The sequence below is a fragment of the Streptomyces sp. NPDC055400 genome (assembly GCF_053644375.1).
The window spans coordinates 305233-324784 of record NZ_JBSHLM010000010.1 but is presented as its reverse complement, the minus strand read 5'-3'; the positions used below and the strand labels follow the sequence as shown (position 1 = coordinate 324784).

The 19552-nt window shown below is 70.6% G+C and carries 17 protein-coding genes and 1 pseudogene; 8 read left to right on the top strand and 10 right to left on the bottom strand.

The window, feature by feature from the left end; genetic code table 11:
* Positions 1-450: 450 nt before the first annotated feature.
* The gene (arfA, locus tag ACWIGU_RS26965; protein ID WP_454404258.1) at positions 451-1959 is read left to right on the top strand and encodes an arabinosylfuranosidase ArfA; all 1509 of its coding nucleotides are present in this window, start codon (positions 451-453) and stop codon (positions 1957-1959) included.
* 82 nt (positions 1960-2041) lie between these two features.
* Here the strand turns inward: arfA and ACWIGU_RS26960 are convergent.
* From ACWIGU_RS26960 to ACWIGU_RS26925, 8 genes and pseudogenes are all read right to left on the bottom strand, one after another.
* Positions 2042-2428: pseudogene (locus ACWIGU_RS26960) on the bottom strand (beta galactosidase jelly roll domain-containing protein); the annotation flags it as partial.
* A 242-nt stretch (positions 2429-2670) separates the two neighbouring features.
* Positions 2671-3825 carry an aldose epimerase family protein gene (locus tag ACWIGU_RS26955; protein ID WP_454404257.1) on the bottom strand — a complete coding sequence of 385 codons (1155 nt, stop codon included), beginning with the start codon at positions 3823-3825 and terminating at the stop codon, positions 2671-2673.
* A 58-nt stretch (positions 3826-3883) separates the two neighbouring features.
* On the bottom strand, positions 3884-5134 hold the full coding sequence (mmsB, locus tag ACWIGU_RS26950) for a multiple monosaccharide ABC transporter permease (RefSeq protein WP_454404256.1): 1251 nt from the start codon (positions 5132-5134) through the stop codon (positions 3884-3886).
* A 5-nt stretch (positions 5135-5139) separates the two neighbouring features.
* Complete coding sequence (mmsA, locus tag ACWIGU_RS26945; protein ID WP_454404334.1) at positions 5140-6666, bottom strand: multiple monosaccharide ABC transporter ATP-binding protein; 1527 nt, start codon at positions 6664-6666, stop codon at positions 5140-5142.
* Between the two features lie 58 nt (positions 6667-6724).
* Positions 6725-7834 carry a multiple monosaccharide ABC transporter substrate-binding protein gene (gene chvE, locus ACWIGU_RS26940; RefSeq protein ID WP_454404255.1) on the bottom strand — a complete coding sequence of 370 codons (1110 nt, stop codon included), beginning with the start codon at positions 7832-7834 and terminating at the stop codon, positions 6725-6727.
* Between the two features lie 5 nt (positions 7835-7839).
* Complete coding sequence (locus tag ACWIGU_RS26935; protein ID WP_454404254.1) at positions 7840-8829, bottom strand: hypothetical protein; 990 nt, start codon at positions 8827-8829, stop codon at positions 7840-7842.
* A 100-nt stretch (positions 8830-8929) separates the two neighbouring features.
* Positions 8930-9946 carry a zinc-dependent alcohol dehydrogenase gene (locus ACWIGU_RS26930; RefSeq protein WP_454404253.1) on the bottom strand — a complete coding sequence of 339 codons (1017 nt, stop codon included), beginning with the start codon at positions 9944-9946 and terminating at the stop codon, positions 8930-8932.
* The gene (locus tag ACWIGU_RS26925) at positions 9943-11106 is read right to left on the bottom strand and encodes a mandelate racemase/muconate lactonizing enzyme family protein (protein WP_454404252.1); all 1164 of its coding nucleotides are present in this window, start codon (positions 11104-11106) and stop codon (positions 9943-9945) included. The genes ACWIGU_RS26930 and ACWIGU_RS26925 overlap by 4 nt, the downstream gene beginning before the upstream one ends.
* A gap of 226 nt (positions 11107-11332) precedes the next feature.
* Here ACWIGU_RS26925 and ACWIGU_RS26920 point away from each other — a divergent pair, with 226 nt between their 5' ends.
* Positions 11333-12013 (top strand): SCO2400 family protein, encoded by a 681-nt coding sequence (locus ACWIGU_RS26920; RefSeq protein WP_454404251.1) that lies wholly within the window; start codon positions 11333-11335, stop codon positions 12011-12013.
* Between the two features lie 119 nt (positions 12014-12132).
* On the opposite strand, the gene ACWIGU_RS26915 is transcribed toward ACWIGU_RS26920, so the two are convergent.
* The gene (locus tag ACWIGU_RS26915; RefSeq protein WP_454404250.1) at positions 12133-12624 is read right to left on the bottom strand and encodes a MarR family winged helix-turn-helix transcriptional regulator; all 492 of its coding nucleotides are present in this window, start codon (positions 12622-12624) and stop codon (positions 12133-12135) included.
* 88 nt (positions 12625-12712) lie between these two features.
* On the opposite strand from ACWIGU_RS26915, the gene ACWIGU_RS26910 reads away from it, so the two are divergent.
* The 5 genes from ACWIGU_RS26910 (at position 12713) to ACWIGU_RS26890 (ending at position 16312) form a co-directional block, all read left to right on the top strand.
* Positions 12713-13744, top strand: coding sequence for an NADP-dependent oxidoreductase (locus ACWIGU_RS26910; protein ID WP_454404249.1), 1032 nt, complete (start codon positions 12713-12715; stop codon positions 13742-13744).
* A gap of 73 nt (positions 13745-13817) precedes the next feature.
* On the top strand, positions 13818-14240 hold the full coding sequence (locus ACWIGU_RS26905) for an organic hydroperoxide resistance protein (RefSeq protein WP_454404248.1): 423 nt from the start codon (positions 13818-13820) through the stop codon (positions 14238-14240).
* A 68-nt stretch (positions 14241-14308) separates the two neighbouring features.
* Complete coding sequence (locus ACWIGU_RS26900; RefSeq protein WP_454404247.1) at positions 14309-15106, top strand: EI24 domain-containing protein; 798 nt, start codon at positions 14309-14311, stop codon at positions 15104-15106.
* Positions 15107-15153: 47 nt separating this feature from the next.
* Positions 15154-15963, top strand: a complete 810-nt coding sequence (locus ACWIGU_RS26895) for an NAD(P)-dependent oxidoreductase (RefSeq protein WP_454404246.1) — start codon at positions 15154-15156, stop codon at positions 15961-15963.
* 19 nt (positions 15964-15982) lie between these two features.
* Positions 15983-16312, top strand: a complete 330-nt coding sequence (locus ACWIGU_RS26890; RefSeq protein WP_454404245.1) for a YrdB family protein — start codon at positions 15983-15985, stop codon at positions 16310-16312.
* A gap of 19 nt (positions 16313-16331) precedes the next feature.
* Here the strand turns inward: ACWIGU_RS26890 and ACWIGU_RS26885 are convergent, their stop codons facing one another.
* Positions 16332-16940, bottom strand: a complete 609-nt coding sequence (locus ACWIGU_RS26885; RefSeq protein WP_454404244.1) for a TetR/AcrR family transcriptional regulator — start codon at positions 16938-16940, stop codon at positions 16332-16334.
* A gap of 94 nt (positions 16941-17034) precedes the next feature.
* On the opposite strand from ACWIGU_RS26885, the gene ACWIGU_RS26880 reads away from it, so the two are divergent.
* Entirely contained in the window at positions 17035-19470 is a 2436-nt protein-coding gene (locus ACWIGU_RS26880; RefSeq protein ID WP_454404243.1) for a glycoside hydrolase family 3 protein, read from the top strand.
* Positions 19471-19552: the final 82 nt, after the last annotated feature.

The following is a 19552-nucleotide window of genomic DNA, read 5'->3' as shown; positions in this document are numbered from 1 at the left end:
CAGAGCTGGACGTGGATGTCGAGCGGGAGGGTGTAGAGCTTGCCGTCCATGACGGCGCGCTTCCACAGCGCCGGGTTGAAGTCGTCGTCCACCACGGCCGCCACTACTACCTCTTCGCCTCGTACGACGCGTGCTGCTCCGGCGTGAACCCCACGAGATCCGGGTCGGCCGCTCGACGTCGGTCACGGCCCCGTACGTGGGCGAGGACGGCACCCCGCTCCTGGAGGGCGGCGGCACGCTGCTCCTCGCCGGGCACGGCCGGTTCGTCGGCCCGGGGGGCGAGTCCGTCTTCCGCGACAAGGGGCGCGACGTACTCGCGTACCACTACTACGACGCCGGCGACTCCGGCACCCCCAAGCTCGGCCTCAACGAGCTGAGCTTGGGCAAGGACGGCCGGCCGGCCGTCCGCCGACTCGGTCAACGTACGTAACCCCGAACCCTGAGGGAGACATGACCCGCACCGCACGCTTCGCCCTCGACCCCGCCTTCACCGTCGGCACGGTCGACCCCCGGCTCTTCGGCTCCTTCGTGGAGCACCTGGGCCGCTGTGTCTACACCGGCATCTTCGAGCCGGACCACCCCACCGCCGATGAGGCGGGCCTGCGCCAGGACGTCCTGGAACTGGTCCGCGAGCTCGGCGTCACCGCCATCCGCTATCCCGGCGGCAACTTCGTCTCCGGCTACAAGTGGGAGGACTCGGTCGGCCCCGCCGAGGAGCGCCCGCGCCGCCTCGACCTGGCCTGGCGCACGACGGAGTCGAACCGCTTCGGCCTGTCCGAGTACATCGCGTTCCTGAAGAAGGTCGGCCCGCAGGCCGAACCGATGATGGCGGTGAACCTCGGCACGCGCGGCGTCGCGGAGGCCGTCGAACTCCAGGAGTACGCCAATCACCCGGCGGGCACGGAGCTGTCGGACCGCCGCATCGCCCACGGCGACAAGGACCCCTTCGGCATCAGGCTCTGGTGCCTGGGCAACGAGATGGACGGGCCGTGGCAGACCGGCCACAAGACGGCCGAGGAGTACGGGCGGCTCGCCGCCGAGACGGCGCGTGCGATGCGCCAGATCGACAAGGACGTCGAGCTGGTCGCCTGCGGCAGCTCGGGCCAGGGCATGGACACGTTCGCCGAGTGGGAGGCGAAGGTCCTCCAGGAGACCTACGACCTGGTCGACTACATCTCGCTCCACGCGTACTACGAGGAGCACGACGGCGACCGGGACTCCTTCCTCGCGTCGGCGGTGGACATGGAGTCGTTCATCGAGAACGTCGTCGCGACGTGCGACCACGTGGGCGCGCGCCTCAAGTCGAAGAAGAAGATCAACCTCTCCTTCGACGAGTGGAACGTCTGGTACATGTCGCGCACGGATGCCGAGGTCTCCGCCCTCGACTGGCCTCAGGCACCCCGCCTCCTGGAGGACGTCTACTCGGTCACCGACGCGGTCGTCCTCGGTTCGCTCCTGATCGCCCTGCTCCGCCACGCGGACCGCGTCACGGTGGCCTGCCTGGCCCAGCTCGTCAACGTCATCGCCCCGATCATGACCGAGCCCGGAGGCGCGGCCTGGCGCCAGACGACGTTCTTCCCGTTCGCCCAGGCCGCCAGGTACGGGAGGGGCGAGGTCCTCGACGTCCGCGTATCAGGACCGACGTACGACACGAAGCGCCACGGCACCGCGGACCTGCTGCACGCGACGGCGGTCCGCGCGGACGACGGCACGGTCACCGTCTTCGCGGTCAACCGCAGTCAGACGGAGTCCCTGCCACTCGAAGTGGCCCTCCATGGCATGGATGTGGGTGAGGTCGTCGAACACTCGGTGCTCGCCGACGCCGACCCGGAGGCCCGCAACACCCTCGCCGAGCCGGAGCGCGTCGCGCCGCACGCGGGTACGGGCACGACTCTTGAGGACGGCACGCTCAAGGCGACTCTCGAGCCGCTGTCGTGGAATGTGATCCGGCTCGGCTGATCCACGGCGTCGGCCACCGAGTGGCCGCAGGGGATGTCGCCCTCCGGCCGCTCAGTGCCGCCCGGTGCCACTCACGGGGTGGTTACACGCCCGGCGACGGAACCGCCCGCACTTCCACCCCGCCGGCCGCGCTCCCGAGGAGCTTGAGCTGGACGTCTCCCGGGCCCGCCGGGGTCGTGCCGTCGGCGAGGACGGCCAGGGCGAGGGTGTTGGCGCCGCGGGTGCGCAGGATGCCGTTCGGAACGGCGAACGTGTGCTGGGGGCCCACGTCGTTGATGTACTGGCCCATGTTCCAGCCGTTGACATAGAGCTGGACGCGGTAGGCGTGGGCCGCGTCGTCCGTGAACGTGAGGCCGATCGAGGCGTCCACGTCGTGGTCGACGGCGAGCCGGAACGTGGTGCGGTACCAGGAGACCCCCTGGCGTGCCGGGCCGTCGGCCGGGAACGTGGCCCGCTCCCAGCCGCCGTCCGCGTCGAGATCGAGCCAACGCCCGGGAGTGCCCGCTCGGCGGCGAAGCTGCCGGACGCAGTGGTGCGCACAGGGACCGGCCCGCCGCGGTCGTGGCGGTGAGCGCCGTGAACGTACGTCTGCTGAGGGGCAACTGACGTCTCCATAGGGCTCGGTCAAGTGAGGGCGAAGGGGTGGAGGAAAGACACCGGCCTCGCCCGTGGTCGTCACGGGCGGGGCCGGGGGATGTGGGTGGGGCTGGGTCAGGCGCTGAACGAGTGCACCGTCGTCGTCCGGTACGTCTCGCCCGGGCGCAGCACCGTCGACGGGAACGCCGGACGGTTCGGCGAGTCCGGGAAGTGCTGCGTCTCCAGGCACAGGCCGTCGCCCTGCCGGTAGGTGCGCCCGGAGGGTCCGGTGAGCGTGCCGTCGAGGAAGTTGCCCGAGTAGAACTGGACGCCCGGCTGATCCGTGGCGATCTCCAGAGTGCGGCCGGAGGACGGGTCGCGCAGCGTCGCGAAGTGCACGGGCCGCGCCGTGATCCCCTTGTCGAGGACCCAGTTGTGGTCGAAGCCCTTGGCCGTGACCAGCTGCGGGTGCGCGGTGCGGATGTCGCGGCCGATCGGCTTCGCGGAGCGGAAGTCGAACGGGGTGCCCGCTACCTTCGCCCGCTCACCGGTCGGGATGAGTCCGGAGTCGGTGGGCGTGTAACGGGAGGCGGCGAGGGTGAGTTCGTGGTCGTAGATGCCGCCGCTGCCCTCGCCCGCGAGGTTGTAGTACGTGTGGTTCGTCAGGTTCACGACGGTCGCCTTGTTCGTCGTCGCCTCGTAGTCGATGCGCCAGTCGCCGCTCGCCCCGAGGGTGTAGGTGACCGTCACCTTGAGCGTGCCCGGGTAGCCCATCTCGCCGTCGACCGACGTGTAGTGCAGCTTCAGGCCGACGTCGGAGCCGGAGGTGAAGTCCTCCACGTCCCACACCCGCGTGTTGAAGCCCTTCGCCCCGCCGTGCAGGGAGTTGGCCCCGTCGTTCACGGAGAGCTGGTACGTCGTGCCGTCGAGGGTGAACCGGCCGTTCGCGATGCGGTTGCCGTAGCGGCCGATCGTGGCACCGAAGAACGTGGTCCCGGCGACGTAGGCCTCGATGGTGTCGTAGCCGAGGGAGACGTTCGCGTACCGGCCGTGGCGGTCCGGTATCTCCAGGGACTGGATGATGCCGCCGTAGGAGAGGACCTTCAGGCGGGTGCCGCCGTTCTCCAGGGACCAGCGGTAGATCCTCGTGCCGTCGGCGAGCTTGCCGAAGAGTTCCTTCACGGGCCTCCTGCTTCCCGGGGCGGAGGCGTGGGCTGTTCCGCCCGGAGCGGTGGCTGCGGCACCGGCAGCGGCGGCCGATGCGAGGAGAGTGCGTCTGCTCAGTTCCATGTGCGGCTCCCTCAAAAGGTGGGCCCCGCCGGGCTCGGGCCGGCGGGGCCGAGCTGACTTACGAACCGACCTTGCGCTTGTTCCACACGTCGAAGCCGACCGCCGCGAGCAGGACCAGGCCCTTGATGACCTGCTGCCAGTCGGTGCCGACGCCGACGAGGTTCATGCCGTTGTTCAGGACGCCGAGGACGGTGCCGCCGATGATCGCGCCGAGCACCGTGCCGACGCCGCCGCTCATCGACGCGCCGCCGATGAACGAGGCGGCGATCGCCTCGAGTTCGAAGTTGACGCCCGCCTTCGGGGACGCGGCGTTGAAGCGGGCCGCGAAGACCAGGCCCGCGAGCGCCGCCATCATCCCCATGTTGAGGAAGACCGCGAAGGTGACCTTCCTGTCCTTGACGCCGGAGAGCTTCGCCGCGGGCAGGTTGCCGCCGATCGCGTACACATGGCGGCCCATCACCGCGTTGCGCATCACATAGCCGAAGGCGACGAGCAGCGCGGCCAGGATGAGCAGTACGACCGGCGCGCCCTTGTAGCTGGCGAGCAGCAGGGTGAAGACGAGGACGGCGGCGACCAGCGCGGTGAGCTTCAGCGCGAACAGCTTCGCGGGCAGCACGTCGAGCGCGTACTCCTGCTGGCGCTTGCGGTCGCGCACCTCCTGCCACACGACGAGGGCGATGAGCGCGAGGCCGAGCAGCAGCGTGAGGTTGTGGTAGTTGGTGTCGGGGCCGACCTCGGGCAGGAAGCCGTTGGCGACCTTCTGCAGCCCTTCGGGGAACGGGCCGAGCGTCTGGCCCTTGAGGAAGATCTCCGTCAGACCGCGGAAGAGCAGCATGCCCGCCAGGGTCACGATGAACGACGGTATGCCGAGGTAGGCGATGAAGAAGCCCTGCATGGCCCCCGCGAGCGCGCCGACGGCGAGGACCGCGATGGCTGCCACCGGCCACGACCAGTGGTGCGTCACCATGAGCACCGCGGCGAGCGCCCCCGTGAACGCGGTGATGGACCCGACCGACAGGTCGATGTGGCCCGCGATGATGACGATCATCATGCCGATCGCCAGGATCAGGATGTAGCTGTTCTGCAGCACCAGGTTCGAGACGTTGCGCGGCAGCAGCAGGTCGCCGCCCGTCCAGACCTCGAAAAGGATCACGATCAGGCCGAGGGCGAAGAGCATCCCGTACTGCCGCATGTTGCGGCGCATGCCGTCGATGATCAGCCGGCCGAGACCGGCCGCGTGCCCGGTGTCTCCGGATTCCTTCGGGGCCGAGGCGCCGGCCGGCGACCCGGCCTTCAGGTTCGTGCTCATCGGTCCTACCTCTTGTCCTTGGTCATGTGCCGCATCAGCACTTCCTGGGTGGCCTCCGCTCGCGGGACCTCACCGGTGAGCCGTCCGGCCGACATCGTGTAGATCCGGTCGCACATGCCGAGCAGCTCGGGCAGTTCGGAGGAGATGAAGACAACGGCCTTGCCCTCGGCGGCCAGTTGGTCGATCACCGTGTAGATCTCGTACTTCGCGCCCACGTCGATGCCGCGGGTCGGCTCGTCGAGGATCAGCACATCGGGCCCCGCGAAGATCCACTTGCTGAGGACGACCTTCTGCTGGTTGCCGCCGGAGAGCCGGCCCACGGGTTCGGAGACGTTGGGGGCCTTGATGTTCATGGACTTCCTGAAGCCCTCGGAGACCTTGCGCTCCTCGTGCTCGTCGACGACCCCGCGCCGGGCGACCTTGCGCAGCGCGCTCAGCGAGATGTTGCGGTTGATGGAGTCGATGAGGTTGAGGCCGTAGTGCTTGCGGTCCTCGGTGACGTACGCGATGCCGTGCCCGACCGCCTCGGGGACGGTGCGGGTGCGGATCTCGGTGCCGTCCTTGAGGACGCTGCCGCCCGCGTACTTCCCGTACGCCCGGCCGAACACGCTCATCGCGAGTTCCGTGCGGCCCGCGCCCATCAGCCCCGCGATGCCGACGATCTCCCCGCGGCGCACGTTCAGGGACACCGAGTCGACGACCTTGCGCTGCTGGTCGATGGGGTGGAAGACGGTCCAGTCGCGGATCTCGAGGGCCGGCGCCGCGGTGAGGTCCTGCGGGTGCGGGGTGCGCTCCGGGAAGCGGTGGTCGAGGTCGCGGCCGACCATGGCGCGGATGATCCGCTCCTCGGTCGTCTCCGCGGCCTTCACGTCGAGCGTCTCGATGGAGTGCCCGTCGCGGATGACCGTCACCGAGTCCGCGACCCGGGCGATCTCGTTGAGCTTGTGCGAGATGATGATCGAGGTGATGCCCTGGCCCTTCAGCTCCAGGATCAGATCGAGGAGTTTGCCGCTGTCCTCGTCGTTGAGCGCGGCCGTCGGCTCGTCGAGGATGAGCAGCTTCACCTCCTTCGACAGGGCCTTGGCGATCTCGACCAGCTGCTGCTTGCCGACGCCGATGTCCGCGACGCGGGTCTGTGGGTGCTCGTTCAGACCGACCCGCCGCAGCAGGTCCGTGGCGTGCTTGAGGGTCTCGCCCCAGCTGATCACGCCCCGCGTGGCGTGCTCGTTGCCGAGGAAGATGTTCTCGGCGAGCGAGAGGTACGGCACCAGGGCGAGCTCCTGGTGGATGATCACGATGCCGCGCTTCTCGCTCGCCCCGATGTCCTTGAACCGGCACGGCTCGCCCTCGAAGAGGATCTCCCCCTCATAACTGCCGTGCGGGTGAACGCCGCTGAGGACCTTCATCAGCGTCGACTTCCCGGCGCCGTTCTCCCCGCAGACGGCGTGGACCTCGCCCGCGCGGACGCTCAGGGAGACGTCCGCGAGCGCCTTGACGCCGGGAAAGGTCTTGACGATCGAGCGCATTTCCAGGACGGGTCCCGCCATGGTCGTGCCTTTCTGCTCCGTGTGAACCGGTGGTGTGGGCGGGCTACTTGAGGTCGCTCGCCTTGATGTAGCCGGTGTCGATGAGCTCCTTCTGGTAGTTGCTCTTGTCGACGCTCACCGGCTGGAGCAGATAGGACGGCACGACCTTCTTGCCGTTGTTGTACGAAGTGGTGTCGTTGACCTGCGGCTTCTTCCCCTTCAGCACCGCGTCGACCATGCTGGAGGCGACCTTGGCCAGCTCCCGGGTGTCCTTGTAGACGGTCTGGGTCTGCTGGCCCGCGACGATCGACTTCACCGAGGCGACCTCGGCGTCCTGCCCGGTGACGACGGGCAGCGGCTTGCTCGCGGAGCCGTAGTCGTCGGACTTGAGCGCGGACAGGATGCCGATCGAGATGCCGTCGTACGGGGAGAGGACGGCGTCCACCTTGGCCGAGGAGTACGACGACGTGAGCAGGTCGTCCATGCGCTTCTGCGCGGTGCCGCCGTCCCAGCGCAGGGTCGTGACCTTGTTGAGCGCCGTCTGGCCGGACCTGACCACGAGCTGCTTCTTGTCGATGTAGGGCTGGAGCACCTTCATCGCGCCGTTGAAGAAGTACTTGGTGTTGTTGTCGTCGTTCGAGCCCGCGAACAGCTCGATGTTGAAGGGCCCCTTCTTGGAGCCGTCCTTCAGGCCCAGCTTCTCGGTGATGTACGTGCCCTGGAGCCGGCCGACCTTCTCGTTGTCGAAGGAGGCGTAGTAGTCGACGTAGGGGGAGTTGAGCAGGAGGCGGTCGTAGGAGATGACGGGGATGTGCGCGTCATGCGCCTCCTTGAGGACGTTGGAGAGCGCGTCGCCGTTGATCGCGGCGATGACCAGCGCGTCCACGCCTTGCGTGATCATGCCTTCGAGCTGCTGGACCTGCTGGTCGACGTCGTCCTCGCCGTACTGGAGGGTCGTCTTGTAGCCGGCGTTGTGCAGCGTGGTGACCATGTTCTTGCCGTCGGCTATCCAGCGCTCGGACGACTTGGTCGGCATGGCGATGCCGACGGTCATCTCCTTCTTGTCCTTCGACTCCTTGCTGCCGCCTTCACTGCTCTGCCCGCAGGCGGTCAGGGCGAGGGCGAGAGCGGCGGCTCCCGCCACGGCGGAAACGGCACTTCTGCGGTTGCGCATGGTCATCAGTCCTTGTCGGTCGCGTCGTGGAGCGGAAACGTCAGCGGGAAGCGGTCGAGAGCGCCGGGCAGCCGCGAGCCGAGCGGCGACATGCCGCCGTCCGCGCCGTGCCGGGCGAGGAGGTCGAGCGCGAGCCGGCCGCGGCGCACGCGCTCACGGGCGGTGTCGAGAGTGACGTCGCGCAGGTGGGCGCCGTACGGGTAGATGGCGGGGGCTTTCGCGAGCCCGAACTTCAGGTACAGCGGCGCCCCGCGGCGGATCAGCTCCGCGATCTCGTACATCCGTACATAGCCGCCGAGGTCGTCCGGCGCCTCGACGTACAGGTCCATGGGTGCGGCGGAGACCCGGCGGATCTCGGTGAGGTGAGCCAGGGTGAGGTCGCTCGGCACATTGAGCGAGTCGGCGCCGAGCCGCTCGAAGACGGCGTAGGACGCCGGGTTGACCGGCCCGATGAGCGCGGAGACCTTGAGCGTGGTGTCACGGGGAATCACCCCCTGCTCGCGGGCCCGGTGCAGGGTCCACAGCACGCCCTCGTCGGCGACGAGCAGGCACTTCACGCCCAGCTCCGTCGCCCGGACGGCGTCTTCCACGCATCCGGCGACGGCGTCGTGGCCGCGGGCGCGCAGTCCGGCGCCGTGCGAGTCGGTGCGCACGGAGGCGCCGGTGTCCCAGGTGCCGCGCGGCCCGGTGAACAGGCACAGCTCGATGTCCCGCTCGGCGGCCGACTCGACCATCTCGGTGATCTCGGCGTCGGTGAGCATCCACACGCCGCTGCCCTGGCTGATCCGGTGGACCGGCACGTCGAGGCGCGAGGCCTCCTTGAGTACGACGGCCAGCGCCTCGGGCCCCTCGACGGAGGGGATCTCGGTGCGCCAGGTGCCGCCGTCGGGGAAGGCGTGCGGGGAGGTGTCGGCGTCGGCGGTGGAGGGGGCGGACAGGCCCAGGGCCGCGAGGGCGGGTTCGCCGGGGCGGCGGGGAGAGGTGGAGTCGGTCACGGGCAGTCCTTCACGTTCGGTGTTGTTCGGTATTTCGAACCAAGTTCGGATCAATGGGTGTGAGCACGCCCGGAACGTGCCGGGAGGCAGGAGCCAGGGCTTACGAGGGGCCCTGGGGGAGCAGCAGCACCTTGCCCGCCTTGGGGTCGCCGGATCCCACCAGGTCGATTCCGTACGGGAACTGATCCAGCGGCAGCTCGTGCGTCACCAGCGGCAACAGATCGAGCAGCCCCGCGCCGAAGACCCGCACGGCATGCGCCCAGGCGGCCGGCGGCGCCCCGAACACGGTCCGCACCTCCAGCTGCCGCACGACGAGGCCGGTCGGATCGAGCCCCGCCGCACCGGGCGCCGGCAGCCCGGTGAGGACGAGCCGCCCCCCGCGCCGCAGCAGCGACGCCGCGGCACGGGCCGAGTCCGCGGACCCGGCGGTCTCGATCACCACGTCGAAGTCGCCGGGCAGCTCCTGGTCGGGCGTACGGAAGTCCGTCGCGCCGAACTGTTCCGCAAGGGAGGCCCGTTCGGGCCGCGTGTCGACGGTGAGGAGTTCGGCGGGCGAGCCCGCCGCCAGGAACTGCACGGCGAGCATGCCGAGGGTCCCCGCGCCGACGACCGCGACGCGTTCGCCCGGCCGTGCGTCCACCTTGAGCGCGGCGGCGGCGACGCAGGCGGCGGGTTCGAGCAGGGCGGCCGCCGTCAGGTCGGCGTCGACCGGCAGGACGTGCAGGAGCCGGGCGGGCAGGGTGAGGGTGGCGGCCATGGCGCCGGGCTGCGTGAACCCGGTCTCCTCGTACCCGGCCGTGCACAGCGTGGTCTCGCCCGCGTGGCACCGGTCGCAGACCTGGCAGTTGCGAAAGCCCTCGCCGACGACCTTCCTGCCGACGAGCGACTGCGGTGCGCCCGGTCCGACGGCCTCGACGGTGCCGGACCACTCGTGCCCCGGAGTGAGCGGGTACCGCACGTACCCCTCGGGCCGGTTGCCCTGGTACACCTCGCGGTCGCTGCCGCAGATGCCCACGGCGTGGACGCGGACCAGCGCCTCACCGGCGCCCGGCGGCATCGGCTCGTGAGGGACGATCCGGTACGCGCCCGGCGCCTCGACGACGACCGCGACGCTCATGACGTTCCCTCCGGGCGGCGCTGCTCCCAGCCCTCCGCCCACAGGTCGAACCGCGCCTGCTGCTGCGGGAATTCGGCCGCCGCGTCCACGTCGAGCTCGACTCCGAGCCCCGGCGCGTGCGACAGCTCGAAGCACCCGGTCTCCGGATCGACCTGCGGCGCGCCCTTCACGACCTTCTTGATGTCCGCGTCCGCGAAGTCGTTGAAGTGCTCAAGGACCTTGAAGTTCGGCGTGGTGAAGCCGACCTGGAGCGAGGCCGCGGTCAGCACGGGACCGCCCACGTTGTGCGGCGCGACCAGCACATAGTGGGACTCCGCCGTCGCCGCCAGCTTCCGCGTCTCCCAGATGCCGCCGATGTGGCCGACGTCCGGCTGGATGATGTCCGCCGCCTGGCTCTCGAACAGTTCACGGAACTCGATCCGGTCATGGATCCGCTCACCCGTGGCGACCGGGATGTCCACCTTCGCGGCCACCTTCTCCAGCGCCTTGAGGTTCTCCGGCGGCACCGGCTCCTCCAGCCACGCGGGCTTGAAGGGAGCGAGATCGCGCGCCAGCCGGATGGCGGTGGCGGGCGAGAACCGGCCGTGCATCTCCAGCATCAGCTCGGCGTCGGGCCCGATCGCGTCGCGCACCGCCTCGATCAACGACACGGCGTACAGACTCTGTTCGTGGTCCAGCTCGTAGTGCCCCGTCCCGAACGGGTCGATCTTCAGCGCCTTGTACCCGCGCTCGATCACGGCCTGCGCCGCCTTGTGGTAGGCCTCCGGGGTGCGCTCGGTGGTGTACCAGCCGTTCGCGTACGCCTTGACCCGGTCCGTCACCTTGCCGCCGAGCAACTGCCACACCGGCACACCGAGCGCCTTGCCCTTGATGTCCCAGCAGGCCATCTCGACGACCGCGATCCCGGACATCACGATCTCTCCGGCCCGCCCGTAGTCCCCGTACTTCATGCGCCGTACGAGGTCCTCGGTCGCGAAGGGGTCCGAGCCGACGATGTGGTTGGCCTGAGCCTCCTTCAGATAGCCGACGAGCGCGTCGGTGTGGCCCAGCATCCGGGTCTCGCCGACCCCGGTGATCCCCTCGTCGGTGTGCACCTGGACGTAGGTCAGGTTGCGCCAAGGCGTTCCGACCACGTGTGTGCTGATTCCCGTGATGCGCACGGCAGTTGCCCCCTGCGACGTTCGATATTTCGTCATGCGTTCGAAATCTTGGCGTGACAGTAAGGAGGCGCGCGCGGGGTGTCAATGGTTTGCGCACCCGGTCGCCAGGTACGCCGTGTACAGAAGCCGTATGGAGGGTCAATTCTTCGGAACACGCGGTTCCACACAGAACATTCACAGCCCCGGCTTTTTCCGTTACCGGCGCGGCGCCTAGCCTCCATGCGTCATGGATTACTGCCACCCGTGCCGAAGGCACCTCAACGGCGCCCTCGCCTGCCCTGGGTGCGGCACGCCCGCCGAAGCCTGCCGCGAGCACGCGGAGGCGCTCGCGGCGCAGGAGTCGGCCGAGAACGCCGGCGCCCCTTATGCCGACGAACCCACGCAGACCCGCCGCTCCCGCAGGGAACGCCGTGAGCGCGGCGCCCGCAGGGCCCATCGGCGCCGGCGCAACAAGATCGTGATCGCCGCCGCGGGGCTCGCGCTCGCCGCGGGCGGCCTCAGCTTCGCGGAACTCGGCACCGAGTCGTCGGCGGACGGCGACGCACAGGGCTCGTCCACGTCGGCCGAGGAGAGCGCCGACCAGGAGGCCCAGGCCGCCGCGTCCTCGGCGGCCGGCACCCCGACCCGCACCGCCACGGTCGAGGCGGACCCGCAGGCGTCGAGCGCCTCGGCGTCCCCTTCCCCGTCCGCGTCGGAGTCCGAGGAAGCGAAGAAGGGCAAGGAGACGGAGGGGGCGAAGGAGGGAACCGAGGGCCGCGCCACCTCCGCGCCGGCCGCCACCTCGACGCCGCACACCCCGGCAGACCCCGGCAACACGCCCGCCCCCGGGCCCGCCACGACACCGCCGCCCCCGCCGCGGCCCACCCCGACGCAAACGTGCGACCGCTTCCTGTGGTGGTGCACCTAGTTCCTGCGGGAGGGTGCGGCCGACGTCAGGCCGGCACGTCGTTCATCCGAAGGCCGTCCCTCGTGGCCGATGCCGGACCGTCACATCGTTCACCTGAAGACCGTCCCTCGTGACGGGCGTCAGGCCGTGGCGTCGCCGTCCAGCATCATCTTGGCGAGGAGCCTGCGCAGCGCCACCCGCTCGTCGGCGGTCAGCGAGGCGATGGCCCCGCGCGCGAAGCCCAGGTTCCCCTGCACGCCGTGCGCCATCCGCACGCCCTCTGCCGTCGGCGCGGCCAGCTTCACGCGCCGGTCGGCCGGGTCGGGGCGGCGCTCGACGAGGCCGCGCCCTTCCAGCCGGTCGATGAGCCCGGTGATGTTCGACGGCTCGCAGTTCACCTGCTGGGCTATGCGCCGCATGGGCATCGGCTCGCGCGAGAGCAGATCGAGAACCCGCGCCTGCGCCGCGGTGAGGCCCTGGCCCGAGGCGGCCTGCTCGTACTCCTTGTAGTGACGCGAGACCAGCGTGCCGATCAGCTCGACCAGGTCGGCTGTCACCGGGTCGGCGGTCACGGGATCGGCTGTCGCGAGGTCGTCTGTCACGGGTTCCGGGGCGGAGCTGCTAGCGGCCATGTACTCCAGAGTACCCATTTACTTGACACTATGAAATATCGAGGAGCATGGTTGTTTCAGTAAGTGAAGCAATCAGGAGGCCCCCGCCATGTCTGTCGACACCCCTCAGATCCCCGCCACGAGCCGTGAGTGGCAGCTGACCAGCCGCCCGGTCGGCTGGCCCAAGCCCGAGGACTTCCAGCTCAGCGAGGTGGAGATCGCCCAGCCCGGCCCCGGTCAGGTGCTCGTCAAGAACCTGTACGTGTCCGTGGACCCGTACATGCGCGGCCGCATGAGCGCGGCCAAGTCGTACGTAGCCCCGTACGAGCTCGGCGAGACGATGCAGGGCGGCGCGGTCGGCGTGGTCGTCGCCTCGAACGACGAGGGTGTGGCCGTCGGTGACCACGTGCTGCACTTCAACGGCTGGCGTGAGTACGCCACCTTCGACGCCAAGCAGGCCGTGAAGGTCGACCCGGAGGCCGCGCCCCTGTCGGCGTACCTCGGTGTCCTCGGCATGACGGGCCTGACGGCGTACGCGGGTCTCCTGCGCACCCTGTCCTTCAAGGAGGGCGACACGGTCTTCGTCTCCGGCGCGGCCGGTGCCGTCGGCAGCCAGGTCGGCCAGATCGCCAAGCTCCTCGGCGCGGGCCGCGTCGTCGGCTCGGCGGGCTCGGCCGAGAAGGTCAAGCTCCTCGTCGAGGAGTACGGCTTCGACGCCGCCTTCAACTACAAGGACGGCTCCGTCTTCGAGCAGCTCAAGGAGGCGGCCCCCGACGGCATCGACGTCTACTTCGACAACGTCGGCGGCGACCACCTCGAGGCGGCGATCGGCCTGCTCAACCGCGACGGCCGCATCGCGATCTGCGGCGCGATCTCGGTCTACAACAACACCGAGGCCGCCCCCGGTCCGCGCAACCTGTCCCGCCTGATCCAGACCCGCGGACGGATCCAGGGCTTCCTCGTCGGCGACCACTACGACCTCCAGCCGCAGTTCGTGCAGCAGGTGGGCGCCTGGATCCGCTCCGGCGAGCTCAAGTACCGCGAGACCGTCGTCGAGGGCATCGAGAACAACCTGGAGGCGTTCCTCGGGGTTCTGCGCGGCGACAACATCGGAAAGATGGTCGTCAAGCTGGGGGAGTGACCCCGGTCACGCTCGTTCCTTCCGGGATTCGGTAATCTCTTTCCGCCTACCGGATCGAATGAGGGAGTACGGGATGCCCATCCAGCAGTCGGACGTCGTCTACACCGCCGTGGCCACCGCGGAGAACGGCCGTGACGGCCGCGTCTCCACGGACGACGGCAAGCTCGACGTCGTCGTGAACCCGCCCAAGGAGCAGGGCGGCAGCGGCGCCGGCACCAACCCGGAGCAGCTGTTCGCCGCCGGCTACAGCGCCTGCTTCCAGGGCGCGCTCGCCGTGGTCGCCCGCCAGGAGAACGCCGACATCTCCGGCTCGACCGTCACCGCGCACGTGGGCATCGGCAAGAACGACGACGGCTTCGGCCTCATCGTCGAGATCTCCGCCAAGATCCCGAACGTGGACGAGGCCACCGCCAAGTCCCTGGTCGAGAAGGCCCACCAGGTGTGCCCGTACTCCAAGGCCACCCGCGGCAACATCACGGTCACGCTCTCCGTCTGAGCGGCGCGACCCGGCTCCGGCCCGTACCCCGCGCAAGGGGTGCGGGCCGGTCCCCTAGGGTGGTGCCCATGCGTGATCTCGGGGCGGGCTTCGGCTACTTGATGAAGGGCCAGCGCTGGGTCTCCCAGCACGGCAAGCAGTTCGGCATGGGGCTCCTGCCCGGCCTGATCACCCTGGTCCTGTACGCGGCCGCGCTGGTCTGCCTGGCCCTGTGGGGCGACGACCTCGTCACCTGGGCGACCCCCTTCGCCGACGACTGGACGTCCCCGTGGGCCGGCCTGTTCCGCGGTTTCCTGACGGCCGTGCTCTTCGCCCTCGTCCTGCTGCTCGCGGTCGTCGCCTTCACCGCCGTCACCCTCCTGATCGGCCAGCCCTTCTACGAGTCCCTGTCGGAGAAGGTGGACCTCGCCGAGGGTGGCCACGCCCCCGAGTCGGGCCTCCCGCTCTGGCGCGAACTGTGGGTCTCCGCCCGCGACAGCCTGCGGGTCCTGGTGCGCGCCGCGCTCTGGGGCGTCCTGCTCTTCGCCCTCGGGTTCATCCCGTTCGCCGGCCAGACCGTCGTCCCGGTGATCGGCTTCTTCGTCACCGGCTTCTTCCTCACGGAGGAGCTCGCCGCGGTCGCGCTCCAGCGCCGCAGCGTCGAGCTGCGCGAACGACTCGCCCTGCTGCGCTCCCGCAAGGGCCTCGCCTGGGGCTTCGGCACCCCGCTCGCCGTCGCGTTCCTGGTGCCGTTCGTGGCGGTGTTCCTGATGCCGGGAGCGGTGGCCGGCGCGACCCTGATGGCCCGGGACCTGCTCGGCGAGACGACCCCGGAACCGGCGCCCGAGCCCGCCCCGCACCCCATCGGCGACCCGGCCACGCACTGACCCCGAGAGCCCGGTCCGATCCGGGCGGGACGCGCTAGCGTCGGGACATGGAAAAGATCGCCTTCCTCGGACTCGGTCACATGGGCGCGCCCATGGCCCGCCATCTCCTCGACGCCGGACACCCGCTGACCGTCTGGAACCGCACCCCGGCGAAAGCCGCCCCGCTCGTCGAACGGGGCGCCGTCCTCGCCGACACCCCCGCCGGCGCCGTGCGCGACGCCGACGTGGTCATCACGATGCTCGCCACCCCGGACGCCGTGTCCGAGGTCGCCGACGCCATCGCGCCCGAACTGCGGCCCGGCACGTACTGGGCGGAGATGTCGACCATCGGCCCCGACGCCGTACGGCAGCTGGCGGCGCGACTCGGTGACGGGGTGACCCTCGTCGACGCCCCGGTCATGGGCAGCACCGACAAAGCCGAGGCGGGCGAGCTCGGCATCCTCGCGGGCGGCGACGCGGACCGGATCGAAGGCGTACTCGCCCGCCTCGGCACGGTCACCCGCACCGGCGCGCCCGGCTCCGGCGCCGCTCTCAAACTCGTCGTCAACACCGCGGTCATCGGCGGCGTCGGCCTGGTCGCCGAGGCCATGGCGCTCGCGGACGCGCTCGGCCTGCCCGAGGACGTCGCGAAGGGCGCCCTCGCCGCCGGCCCCCTCGGCGGAGCCGTCGCCCGCGCCTTCGCGCAGGGCGTGCACTTCGGCTCGGACCTCGCCGTCAAGGACATCGCCCTGGCCACCGAGACCACCGAACTCCCGGCCATGGAAGCCGTGTTGGGCCACTTCAAGCAGGCCGCGGCGGACCCGTCCCTCGTCCACGAGGACATCGCGCGGGCCGTGACCCGTATCCGTGAGCGGTAGTCCGGGCCATACTGCGCTCATGAAGGCGGCGAACCTGGGTGTGCTCTTCCTGATCGAACTGGCAGCCCTCGCGGCCGTCGGTTACTGGGGCTTCACCCGCGACGTCCCGGCCCCGCTCGCCTGGCTGCTCGGCCTCGGGGTCATCGCCGTGATGATCACTTTGTGGGCGCTGTTCGGGTCCCAGAAGGCGTCGTACAAGACGCGGGGCGCGGGCCGGGTCGCCTTCGAGTTGGTGTGGTTCGGGGCGGGCGCGGCCGCGCTCCTGCTGGCCGGGGCCGTCGGCTGGGCCGTCGCCTACGTCCTGGTGTGCGCGGTGAGCAAGACGCTCGCGGTCGTCTGGCGCCAGTAGCCGCCGCGCACACGGGAGTTCACCGGGCGCCCGTGCCCCCCGCGTCGCCTTCGCCGCCCTCGATGAGCGCCAGGAAGTCGCGGAACGCGCCCGGCATGTCCACCGACTCGGGGTCCAGCAGCCACTGGTACTGCAGTCCGTCCATCACGGCCACGAGCAGCGGCGCCGCCCGCTCGGGCGTGAGTCCGCCCGGCAGCCGCTCCCCGTACTCGGTCCGCAGCACCGCGGCCATGCTCTCCCGCACGCCCCCGTAGCGCTCGGTGAAGTAGGGCCGCGCCGGGTGGTCCTCCGTGACGCTCTCGCCGAGCAGTGCGGAGAACGTCTGCACGATGCCGGGCCGCATCGCGTTGTACTCGACCAGCGAGCCCAGCAGATCGAGCCGCCACCGGCCGTCCGGCACCGCGTCCCACTGGTCGCGCTCCTCCAGAACCGCGACGAGCAGGGCCTCCTTGGTGCGGAAGTAGTGCAGCAGCCCCTGCTGCGTCAGCCCGACACGCTCGGCCACCGCCCCGAGCGTGGCGCCGCGGTACCCGCGCTCGGCGATCACCTCCAGGGCGGCACGGAGGATCTCCGCGCGCCGTTCCTCGCTTCTGGCGGTTCTCGCACCCATGCCGTCACCGTACGACATCGTTTATAACGGCGACATAACGGAACCTACCGATCTACAGGTAACGGGTGCAGGATGGCGGCCAAGGGCCGGACTTCAACGAGGAGGCGCCGCCGTGGCGGAGACCCAGCAGGACCAGGCACGTGAGGCTGTCATCGAGGCAGCGCTCGGCAAGCTCGACCTCGACACCAAGGCGGATCTCCTCGCCGGGCAGGACATGTGGTCCCTGCCCGCCGTCCCCGGCATCGGCCTCGGGTCGCTGGTGATGTCGGACGGCCCGATCGGTGTCCGCGGCATCCGCTGGACCGCCGACGACCCCTCGATGGCCCTTCCGTCACCGACGGCGCTCGCTGCCACCTGGGACCCCGAACTCGCCTGCAAGGCCGGTCGGTTGCTCGCCCAGGAGGCCCGTCGCAAGGGCGTCCACGTGCTGCTCGCCCCGACCGTCAACCTGCACCGCTCGCCGCTGGGCGGCCGGCACTTCGAGGCGTACAGCGAGGACCCGTACCTGACGGGCGCGATCGGCACCGGCTACGTGCGCGGCGTGCAGTCCGGCGGCGTCGGCACCACCGTCAAGCACTTCGTCGGCAACGACGCCGAGACCGACCGCTTCACCGTCGACAACACCGTCTCCGCCCGCGCCCTGCGCGAGCTCTACCTCGCCCCCTTCGAGGCCATCGTCGAGAACGCCCACCCCTGGGGCATCATGACCGCCTACAACAAGGTCAACGGCACGACGATGACCGAACACCGCTACCTCGTGAACGAGGTGCTGCGCGGCGAATGGGGCTTCGACGGCTTCAACGTCTCCGACTGGATGGCCGCCCGCTCCACCACCGGCGACATCGAGGGCGGCCTCGACGTCGCGATGCCCGGCCCGCGCACGGTCTACGGCCCGGCGCTCGCCGCCGCCGTCCGCGCCGGTGAGGTCGAGGAGTCCACCGTCGACGAGGCCGCGCGCAACGTGCTGCGCCTCGCCGCCCGCGTCGGCATCCTCGAAGGCGCCGAGCCTGTGGTCACCGAGGTCCCGGAAGAGATCGACGGCGAGGCACTCGCCCGCGAGATCGCCCGCCGCGCCTTCGTCCTCGTACGCAATTCCGGTGCGCTTCCCCTCCGTTCGGGGACCGTCGCCCTCATCGGCGCCGCCGCACGGGACGCCCGCGTCCTCGGCGGAGGCTCCGCCACCGTCTTCCCCACCCATGTCGTCTCCCCGCTCGACGGGCTGACCGCCGTGCTCCCCGAGGGCACGCTCACGTACGCCGTCGGCGCCGACCCGAACGAGGAACTCGCCGCCGCGGGCGCCGGGTTCGAGCTGCGCGCCCGCTGCCTGGACGCCGCCGGCGACGTCATCGGCACCGCGTCCGTGCCCGGCGGCCGCATTCAGTGGATCGGCGCCGACCTGCCCGACGGCGTCACCCACGACACCCTGCACACCGTCGAGATCACCGGCACCTTCACCCCGCGCGCGTCCGGGCCGCACACCTTCGGCACCCAGGGCATCGGCGGCTTCACCCTCACCGTCGCCGGACGGACCGTCTTCGACGGGGAGCAGCCGCTCGCCTCCGCCGCCGACCCGTTCGCGGCGTTCTTCGGCAGCCCCGTCGGCCGCGGAGACGTCGACCTCGTCGCCGGCGACCCCGTCGACATATCCCTGCGTTACGTCGTCTTCAAGCCCGAGGGCGCCCCGCTCCAGGCCATCGCGTTCTCGCTGGTGCACCGCGAGCCGCAGCGCGACCCCGACGAGCTGATCGCCGAGGCCGTCGAGGCCGCGCGCGCGGCCGACACCGCGGTCGTCGTGGTGGCCACCACCGAACGCGTCGAGTCCGAGGGCTTCGACCGCAAGGACCTGCGCCTGCCGGGCCGTCAGGACGACCTCGTCCGCGCCGTCGCCGCCGCCAACCCGAACACCGTCGTGGTCGTGAACTCCGGCTCCCCGGTGGAACTCCCGTGGCGCGAGGACGTCGCGGCCGTGCTCCTGAGCTGGTTCCCCGGCCAGGAGGGCGGTGACGCCCTCGCCGACGTCCTCACCGGAGCCGAGGAGCCCGGCGGCCGGCTGCCCACCACCTGGGGCGCGTTCGAGGACGCGCCCGTCACCGAGGTCACCCCCACCGACGGCCGGCTGGCCTACACCGAGGGCGTGTTCATCGGCTACCGCGCCTGGGAGAGGTCGGGGGCCACCCCGTCGTACGCCTTCGGCCACGGCCTCGGCTACACCGACTGGATGTACGAGTCGATCGAGGTGCGGGACGCGGGCGCGACGGCCGTGGTCCGGGTGCGCAACTCCGGGGAGCGGACCGGCCGCGAGGTGGTCCAGGTCTATCTGGCCCCCGAACAGGACGACCCCGCCCGTCCGGCCCGCTGGCTGGCCGGCTTCGCGGGCGTCGAGGCGGCACCGGGCGAGAGCGTCGAGGTCACCGTCCCGCTGCCGCGCCGCGCCTACGAGATCTGGGACGAGAACGCCAACGCGTGGGCGCATCAGGCGGGCGCGTACGAGGTGGAAGCGGGCCGCTCGGTCATGGACCGGCGCGTGAGCACGCGGATCGGGGTCTGAGCGGATTCGCAGGGTCCGGTCCGCGTCTGGGGGCGGGCCCGGGGGCGTGTTGGTGGTACGGGTTCCGGTTCCGGTCCGGGGG

Excerpts from the sequence above, each read along its gene's own strand:
- arfA (WP_454404258.1), top strand. The coding sequence starts at position 451 with ATGACCCGCACCGCACGCTTCGCCCTCGACCCCGCCTTCACCGTCGGC.
- ACWIGU_RS26955 (WP_454404257.1), bottom strand. The coding sequence starts at position 3,825 with ATGGAACTGAGCAGACGCACTCTCCTCGCATCGGCCGCCGCTGCCGGT.
- mmsB (WP_454404256.1), bottom strand. The coding sequence starts at position 5,134 with ATGAGCACGAACCTGAAGGCCGGGTCGCCGGCCGGCGCCTCGGCCCCG.
- chvE (WP_454404255.1), bottom strand. The coding sequence starts at position 7,834 with ATGCGCAACCGCAGAAGTGCCGTTTCCGCCGTGGCGGGAGCCGCCGCT.
- ACWIGU_RS26930 (WP_454404253.1), bottom strand. The coding sequence starts at position 9,946 with ATGAGCGTCGCGGTCGTCGTCGAGGCGCCGGGCGCGTACCGGATCGTC.
- ACWIGU_RS26920 (WP_454404251.1), top strand. The coding sequence starts at position 11,333 with ATGGATTACTGCCACCCGTGCCGAAGGCACCTCAACGGCGCCCTCGCC.
- ACWIGU_RS26915 (WP_454404250.1), bottom strand. The coding sequence starts at position 12,624 with ATGGCCGCTAGCAGCTCCGCCCCGGAACCCGTGACAGACGACCTCGCG.
- ACWIGU_RS26910 (WP_454404249.1), top strand. The coding sequence starts at position 12,713 with ATGTCTGTCGACACCCCTCAGATCCCCGCCACGAGCCGTGAGTGGCAG.
- ACWIGU_RS26905 (WP_454404248.1), top strand. The coding sequence starts at position 13,818 with ATGCCCATCCAGCAGTCGGACGTCGTCTACACCGCCGTGGCCACCGCG.
- ACWIGU_RS26900 (WP_454404247.1), top strand. The coding sequence starts at position 14,309 with ATGCGTGATCTCGGGGCGGGCTTCGGCTACTTGATGAAGGGCCAGCGC.
- ACWIGU_RS26895 (WP_454404246.1), top strand. The coding sequence starts at position 15,154 with ATGGAAAAGATCGCCTTCCTCGGACTCGGTCACATGGGCGCGCCCATG.
- ACWIGU_RS26890 (WP_454404245.1), top strand. The coding sequence starts at position 15,983 with ATGAAGGCGGCGAACCTGGGTGTGCTCTTCCTGATCGAACTGGCAGCC.
- ACWIGU_RS26885 (WP_454404244.1), bottom strand. The coding sequence starts at position 16,940 with ATGTCGTACGGTGACGGCATGGGTGCGAGAACCGCCAGAAGCGAGGAA.